The following is a 7661-nucleotide window of genomic DNA, read 5'->3' on the forward strand; positions in this document are numbered from 1 at the left end:
AGGTTTGGGTGGGTAGAAAATCAAGTATTTATAGAAAAAAGATATTTGAGAAAATACAGTTGTTTAGGGGATTGAAGGGGCAACGCCCCTCATTTCCCGCGAAAAAGTTCGCAACAATTATCCTTTATACGCAACTTTTTCCGCTAGAGCGCGTCTAATCTTTCGTCTGTAATAGACGAATTGCGCGTCTTCTCGACGTAATTCGTTGCGGGCACTAAATATTTTGTTTCAGAGGTGAAGGATGAGAAAGCTAGTTGTCGTCATCATGTTGCTGTCGCTCTTCTTCTCGCTGTTCCCAGCGATCGGACAAGCAGCTTCCGTCACGCCGAAGCTCTACTTGAACGGCAAGTTGTTGGAAACGCTGGAGAATCCCCGAATTGTTGATCAATCGACGCTTGTGCCAGTAAGGGTAGTTGCAGAAGGATTAGGTTATGAAGTTGGTTGGAAGCAGTCAGACAAACGAATTGATATTCAAGACGCTTCAAACCTTATTACACTGATCGTAGACAGTCGTTCGGCTAGTGTGAATGGCAGCACGGTACAATTGGATGCTGCAGCAATGATTATTAACAAAGTTACGATGGTGCCAATTCGTTTCGTCGCAGAGAGTCTTGGGCTTCAAGTTTATTATGACAACCCGACCAAGGCTGTTCATCTGTACAAGCCTGCTGATTCAAGCACGGGAAACGGCAGCAACAATGGAAGTGGTTCAGGCAGTGAAAACTCGTCAGGATCGGAATCTTCTTCGGGCAATGGCAATTCCAATACAGGAAATTCGTCGGAAGGCTCGAATAATAACAATACGAACCCGAATGTGCAGGGAACGCTGAAATCGGTCCAGTTCGATGGATTGACAAGTGTAATGATCGACTATGACGGAACGATTACTCCGAATAAAGCGTTTACACTCACTTCGCCGGACCGCATCGTCCTCGATCTTCCGAATTCGGCATTTGCTTCAACGTTCATACCGGGACAGGTCGTCGTCGACTCGCATCCAACGCTTACGAAGATTCGTTACGCGGTTGGTCCAGACAGCCCAACGACGCTGCGCGTCGTTCTAGATTTGAAGACAGCCTCAAGCTACAACGTATCGCAGCAGGACGGTCGTATTCAGATCGACGTACTCGATCCGGCAGTTGTCCCGCCAGAAACGACTACGCCTACGACGCCTGGCACGGGTTCAGGCGACAAAGTGTACAAGGTAGTCATCGACGCTGGACACGGCGGCAAAGACCCTGGCGCGAAGACAGCCGCTGGACTGTACGAGAAGACATTCAATCTAAGCATTGTATTGAAAGTCAAAGAACTGCTCGATAAGGAGAAACGCATGCAAGTGACGTACACTCGTACGGATGACACTTATCCTACCTTGCAGGATCGGGTAGACATTGCGAACAAATTGAAAGCAGATGCCTTTATTTCGATTCATGCCAACAGCTTTACAGCAACGACGAATGGTACAGAAACGTATTACAACCGAGCAGATTCAAAGCCATTCGCACAAATCATGCACAAGTATTTGGTCAAAGCAACTGGTCTGAAGGACAACGGCGTTCGGTTCGGCGATTTCAAAGTAATCCGTGAAACGACGATGCCTGCTATTCTGCTCGAATCCGGATACTTGACGAATGCAACAGACGCGAAGGCGCTGTTTGATAGTGCCGTTCAGTCACGAATTGCTGCTGCGATTGTTTCTGGTCTTAAGGAGCAGTTGAAGCTTCAATAAAAATGAGGTGAGCATGATGCGTCAACTACGTACGACGATCGGCCTGCTGCTGCTTTCAGCAGCAATCGTAACTGCTGCCAGCGGATGCGGGGCAAAGCAGAAGTCACCGCAGGAAGAAACGAACACCGGCACGAGCGTACCAGCCGCTGGTGAACAGACTGAGCAAGCATCCTCATCGGACACGACTAAGCAATCGATACATATTTATTATTCCGATCCGGATTTGACTTCGCTGGTCGAGCTCAATCAAGAGATTGAATATGACTCACCGGACCAGAAGGTTTCGGCTGCGCTTGCAGCCCTGCAAACGGATGGCAGCAACGATGCATTATCGCTGTGGAGCAAAGCGCAGTTTTTATCCTCATCCGTGAAGGATGGAGCCGTCACGATTGACCTTCATTTACCGGAAGAGGCGCGTTTAGGTGCACCTGGCGAGATGCTTGCTCTTCAAGCGTTGAAGCAGACGCTGTTCCAGTTCGACGAGGTCCAATCGATTGATCTGCTTGTAGACGGCGAGGCCGTCGACACGCTGATGGGGCATGAGGAGCTGCCTCATCCGTTCGTGAAGTAATTCGAATACGAAAGATAACCGACTGTCGCCGTTCTCGGAACGGCGCAGTCATGACGGTCAAAATCAAGAACGTATGAGGAAACTCATACGTTCTTGATTTAAAGTAGGAGCGATTTGTTTACTATTCGAGGAGGCTATCGTACATGATATATCATTCGAAATCTTACAAAGCAGCTGCATGGCTGCTGGCATTGTCGCTGACGGCTGGCGGCACTGTGTCCGCAGCATCGGTTCCATACGATACAACCTCAAGCGCAGCGACAGTGAATGCAGTTGGAACATCTGCATCAGCGACTCCTTTCTCCGACGTCGCGCCGGCGCACTGGGCAGAGAAACATATTTCGAAGCTGGCGTTTCAAGGTATTATCGTCGGCAATAACGGGTTGTTCCGTCCTTCCGATAGTGTAACGCGTCAAGAAGCGATCGTTATGGCGATTCGTTTTGCTGGATTGGAAGGACAGCTGGATCGCGACGAAGCGGTTGTGTTCCCTAGCTCGTTCCATGTTGATAATTATTTTGTGCCTTATGTTGTACTTGCAATTGAGAAAGGTCTTATCGATCGGAATGAACAATTCTTCCTCGCAGATAAAGAAGGCAAAGACTGGGGCAGTGCGAAAGCGTCAAGGGAATGGGTAACGAAGTTGATCGTGAAGGCAATCGGCAAGAATGCGGAAGCCTTAGCGCTTGGCAAGCAATCGATCCCATTCGCCGATGCTTCTGCAGTTGGCGAAGGATATGCAGGTTATATTAATGAAGCGGTTTCCCTGAAGCTTATGAATGGCGTAGCGAACAATAAGTTTGATCCTGCTGGCGCGGTAACACGCGCAATGATGGCGAAGCTGCTGAGCCTTGCAGAAGGACAATATCCGGTAGACTATGCGGGTCAACGCGAAGGCATTCTGACGACGCTCAAAGACGGTTCGCTCGGATTATATACCGAAGAAGGTCAGCAAACGTATAGCACGAGTGCGAGCACCGTGTATACCCGATTTGATTCGGAGCAAATATCGAATGCAGCCAGTATGGTTCCTAACGCACGCGTATCGATCATTGCGAAGGACGGAGTCGTTCAATACGTTGAACAACTAAGTACCGATCAGCAGGTAGAGACGATTAACGGGACGTTCGATCGCATTATTCCGGCGAGCCACAAAATGTGGATCTGGGTCAATGATGAGCCTGTAGAGATTCGATACGATGATACGCTTCAAGTGGTAGACGGTCAGGGGAATGTACTTGATGTGACGGCGCTTACTAAAGATTCAACCGTTAAGATTACACGGGATAAATTCCGTCAATCGCCAATCGCGATTTCGGTTCAGGTGGCAAGCGCGCCGCAGAGCAAGACAGGAACGGGAACGGTTCAGTCCATTGGCGCTTCCGCAATTACAATTAATAATAATGGGAAGTCCGAGACTTGGAGCGTATCGTCTGATGCATTGCTGCTAAGCGGTAACACGTTGCTTGATTCGTTGTCTGCCGTGAAAGCCGGCGACCAAGTTTCGTACGAAGTGAAGAACGATGAAATTGTAAGGCTGGTTGTTGATGTTACGAATTCGGCTAAGGTAGAGACAGGCGTCTTCTACAGTGCAGACAAGAAGACGATTACTTATCTGAAAGACAAGAAATACGTAACGAAGCCGATCACGGATGCAACGGTTATAACCATTGACGGCATGCCGACCGCTACGATTGATGATCTTCAAGATAATGATCAACTCGAATTGACGATTAATGCTTCCGATCAAGTAACGAAGATCGCGGTATCGAACCGGAAGGTTGAATTGGCAGTCGGAGTCGAAATCCGCAGCTATGACGCCGACTATAAGGCGCTCAACGTTGTGGACGGCAATGGCAAGCTGAAGACGCTCTATTTGAAGACGAACAGTCAGATTGATATGAACGGCATAGCCTTTACGATTGATTCCGCGGTTTCCAGCGGGCTGCTGGCCAAAGGCCGCAAAATTACGATTAGCTATACAGGCGACACGATCGTCCGGATTCAGCTTGCATTCAAATATACGGGTACGGTCGTCTCGATCGATTCCACCAACGCGAAGCTGACGCTTTCTATGAACGGTACGCTGATGACGCTGCCGCTGCAGTCGCCATTCGTCGATCAGTTCGGCAAGGCAAATAGTGTAATATCGGACGTTCAATCGGGTGCAACGATCACAGCTACTATGAATCAGACGCAAGACAAAGTCAGCGGCATTTACATTCACCGTGCGGTGCAATTGAAGGTTGTTAGTGTTAACACGTCGACCAGCCGGATTACGGTTCGCGAAGGCAGCAGCACCAGCACGACCGATATTAATGTTGCCGGTGCGGAGTTGACGGATGAGAATGGCGTTAAGATCTCGCTCGGCAGCCTGGCAGCAGGCAACGTAATCAATGTAGCATTCGTCGGCAGCACGGCAACGACAGTGCAGCGTGTTACGGTAAGCGTAGGTGCTGTTAAGAGCGTTGATGCTTCACAAGTAACGCTTGTCGACTACTCCGGGCGCACAGTGAATACACCGCTGGGTACGGGCTATACGGTAGTTCGCAATGGCGTCCCATCAACGTCAATCGCGTCAGTTAAAGCAGGCGATCGCGTAGAAGTACGCAAGGATACGCAGGGCAAAGTTCAAGTGACGGTGCTTGCGAGCGTTGAGAAGAAGTTCTTTAAATACGATTCGACCACGAACACGATTCAAACGAAGCGCCCGAACATCAATGATACAAACTACAAATTCAATTTATCGGGAATCCCTCTGACATCTGGCGGTTCGGGGATCTCGCCAACGTCGCTCAAAGAGGACGATAGCCTATACCTCTATTATTATGAGGATAAACTGATCGAAATCGAGAAACGTTAATTGGTCCGTTGATCTCGAACGATCACAGGAAATTCTCGGTTCGGAACAGACCAAACCGAGCGTTATACAATAAGACCTCTGGAGGAAGCCGATGCATCGGCGCCCTCCAGAGGTCTTTTGTTTTGCTGTTATGGTTGCGCGACGTGACATTTTTCGCTACACTTTTGATCAATAGTGTTTGATTGGGGAGAGAGAGCAATGACAGGAAAGGAACGTATGCAGCGCATCTTAGAAGCGACGTACGCGATGTTTCCGGACGCGCATTGCGAGCTTCGTCACAGCAATCCGTTTGAATTGACGATTGCCGTTCTGTTGTCTGCACAATGTACGGATGAAACGGTTAACAAAGTGACGGAGACGCTGTTCCAGAAGTATAAGCGCCCGGAAGACTATCTGGCCGTTCCGATCGAAGAGCTTGAACAGGATATTAAACGAATCGGATTGTTTCGAAGCAAGGCATCGAACATTCAGAAGCTGTGCCAGCTTGTCATTGATAAGTATAATGGCGATGTGCCGAGAGAGCATGCACAGTTGACGGAGCTCCCTGGCGTAGGACGCAAGACAGCGAATGTGGTGATGTCCAATGCATTCGGCGTGCCTGCTATCGCAGTCGATACCCATGTAGATCGCGTCTCCAAGCGGCTTGGCGTTGCAAAGGAAGACGATTCGGTGCTTGAAGTCGAGAAGAAGCTGATGAAGCTTGTCCCGCGTGACATGTGGACGCAGACGCATCATACGCTTATTTTCTTTGGTCGCTATCACTGCAAAGCGCAGCAGCCGAAGTGCGAGATTTGTCCGCTGCTTGATATTTGCAAGGAAGGCGCTCGCCGTATGAAGCCGACTACGACCCGATCGAGGAAGACTGTAGTGGGCAGCAAGGCAGCGAAAGCGAAGAAGAGTTCATCGTAGTGTCATGATCGCGGAGTCTCGCCAAGTGTTGAACGCGTATGTATATGACATAGAGATGCGGATAGGGGAACCGTAAGGCGAATTTGCAATTAGCCGAGCGGTAGAGAGAGGAAAGTGGGAGAAACCGATGATGAGTCGTCTAACGGAAACAAGAGAAAGCGTTTGGGCTGAAGCAATTGAAGTTCTAGAGAACAAAATGGTACAGACTGGAGACAACGAGACGGCAGGCAAGCTGAAGCAGCTGGCTGATAAACGAGCGAATGGCAAGCTGGCCGTCGCTTTCTGCGGTCACTTCTCTGCGGGAAAATCGACGTTGGTCAATCGGCTCTGCGGTGCGCAGCTGCTGCCATCTAGTCCGATTCCGACAAGCGCTAACGTTGTTACGATTCAAGGCGGACCACGTGCGGCAGTGAAGATCGAGCAGTTGACTGCCGATGGACGCCAGGAGATGGTGGAGCTTCCTACGTCGGAGCTGGAGCATTTGAACAAATATTGCATTGATGGCGCACGTTACATGACGGTTGACATCGTTTATCCATCGGAGCTGCTGAGCGACGATATGCTGCTTCTCGATACGCCGGGGATTGACTCGACGGACGATGCCCATAAGCAAGCGACGGAATCTGCGCTTCATCTCGCTGACGTCGTGTTTTACGTCATGGACTATAACCATGTACAATCGGAGATTAACTTCTCTTTTGCGAAGGAATTGAAGGATTGGGGCAAGCCGCTGTACTTGGTCGTGAACCAGATCGATAAGCATCGAGAGCGCGAGCTGTCGTTCGAGGAGTATCGCACAAGCGTTGAGCAGGCATTCGCGAACTGGCACCTTGAGCCTGCAGGGATTCTGTACGTTACGAGCCGAGAGCCTGAGCATCCTCACAATGAATACGAGTCACTCAAAGGCTTGCTGCGCAAGCTGGCTTCCGTTCGCGGGGAGCTGGCGGACTGGAGCGTGTCGGCTTCGCTGCGTCATCTGGTAAGCGTTCATGCTAAACGTCAGGAAGAGTTGGCTGAGCCGGAACGTCTTCGCTATCTCGAAGAAGCGGGCGGCGAAGAAGGCGCTGCTGAAGTGAAAGGAACGCTGCGAGCGCTTGAGGAGCGGCTGGCTGCGTTGAACGGGCAAGCGGAACAGGAGCGTCTTGCGATGCGCAAGGATGTGCAATCGCTGCTTGACGGCGCGATTATCACGCCTGCTGCGCTGCGCGATATCGCGCATCAATTTCTCGAGAGCTGCAAGCCGGGCTTCAAGGCTGGACTGCTGTTCGCGGGCGCGAAGACGGTTGCCGAGAAGGAACGGCGCCAGGAGCTTTTCCGCAGCGAATTCGAGTCGGTCGTTAAATCGGCGATTGAATGGCATCTGACGGAACTGCTGCGCAAGGCTGCAGAGCGGGCAGGATTGACTGATGACCAAGTGACGGCGAAGTTGAAGCAAATCGCATGGTCGCCGACTGGCGAATGGCTGACGGAGCGGGTAAACAAAGGCGCAACGTTCGGCAACGAATATACGATGACGTACAGCAAGGATATCGCAGCGGATGCGAAGTCCTTCTATCGTCAGCAGAAGGACTTCGCATCCGCTGCGATATCC

General features: G+C 50.5%; 5 protein-coding genes. All 5 read left to right on the top strand.

The features are described from left to right. Window positions 1-241 precede the first annotated feature (241 nt). The gene (locus tag SBI19_RS29115) at window positions 242-1729 is read left to right on the top strand and encodes an N-acetylmuramoyl-L-alanine amidase family protein (RefSeq protein ID WP_317973033.1); all 1488 of its coding nucleotides are present in this window, start codon (window positions 242-244) and stop codon (window positions 1727-1729) included. A 13-nt stretch (window positions 1730-1742) separates the two neighbouring features. Further along, window positions 1743-2300, top strand: a complete 558-nt coding sequence (locus tag SBI19_RS29120; protein ID WP_317973034.1) for a GerMN domain-containing protein — start codon at window positions 1743-1745, stop codon at window positions 2298-2300. 143 nt (window positions 2301-2443) lie between these two features. Beyond that, on the top strand, window positions 2444-5161 hold the full coding sequence (locus SBI19_RS29125; RefSeq protein WP_317973035.1) for an S-layer homology domain-containing protein: 2718 nt from the start codon (window positions 2444-2446) through the stop codon (window positions 5159-5161). Between the two features lie 198 nt (window positions 5162-5359). Further along, window positions 5360-6070 (top strand): endonuclease III, encoded by a 711-nt coding sequence (nth, locus tag SBI19_RS29130; protein WP_317973036.1) that lies wholly within the window; start codon window positions 5360-5362, stop codon window positions 6068-6070. Between the two features lie 127 nt (window positions 6071-6197). Next, a partial coding sequence (locus SBI19_RS29135; RefSeq protein WP_317973037.1) for a dynamin family protein occupies window positions 6198-7661 on the top strand: 1464 nt, incomplete at its 3' end.

The organism is Paenibacillus sp. CCS19 (genome assembly GCF_033239625.1).
Taxonomy (GTDB): domain Bacteria; phylum Bacillota; class Bacilli; order Paenibacillales; family Paenibacillaceae; genus Paenibacillus_T.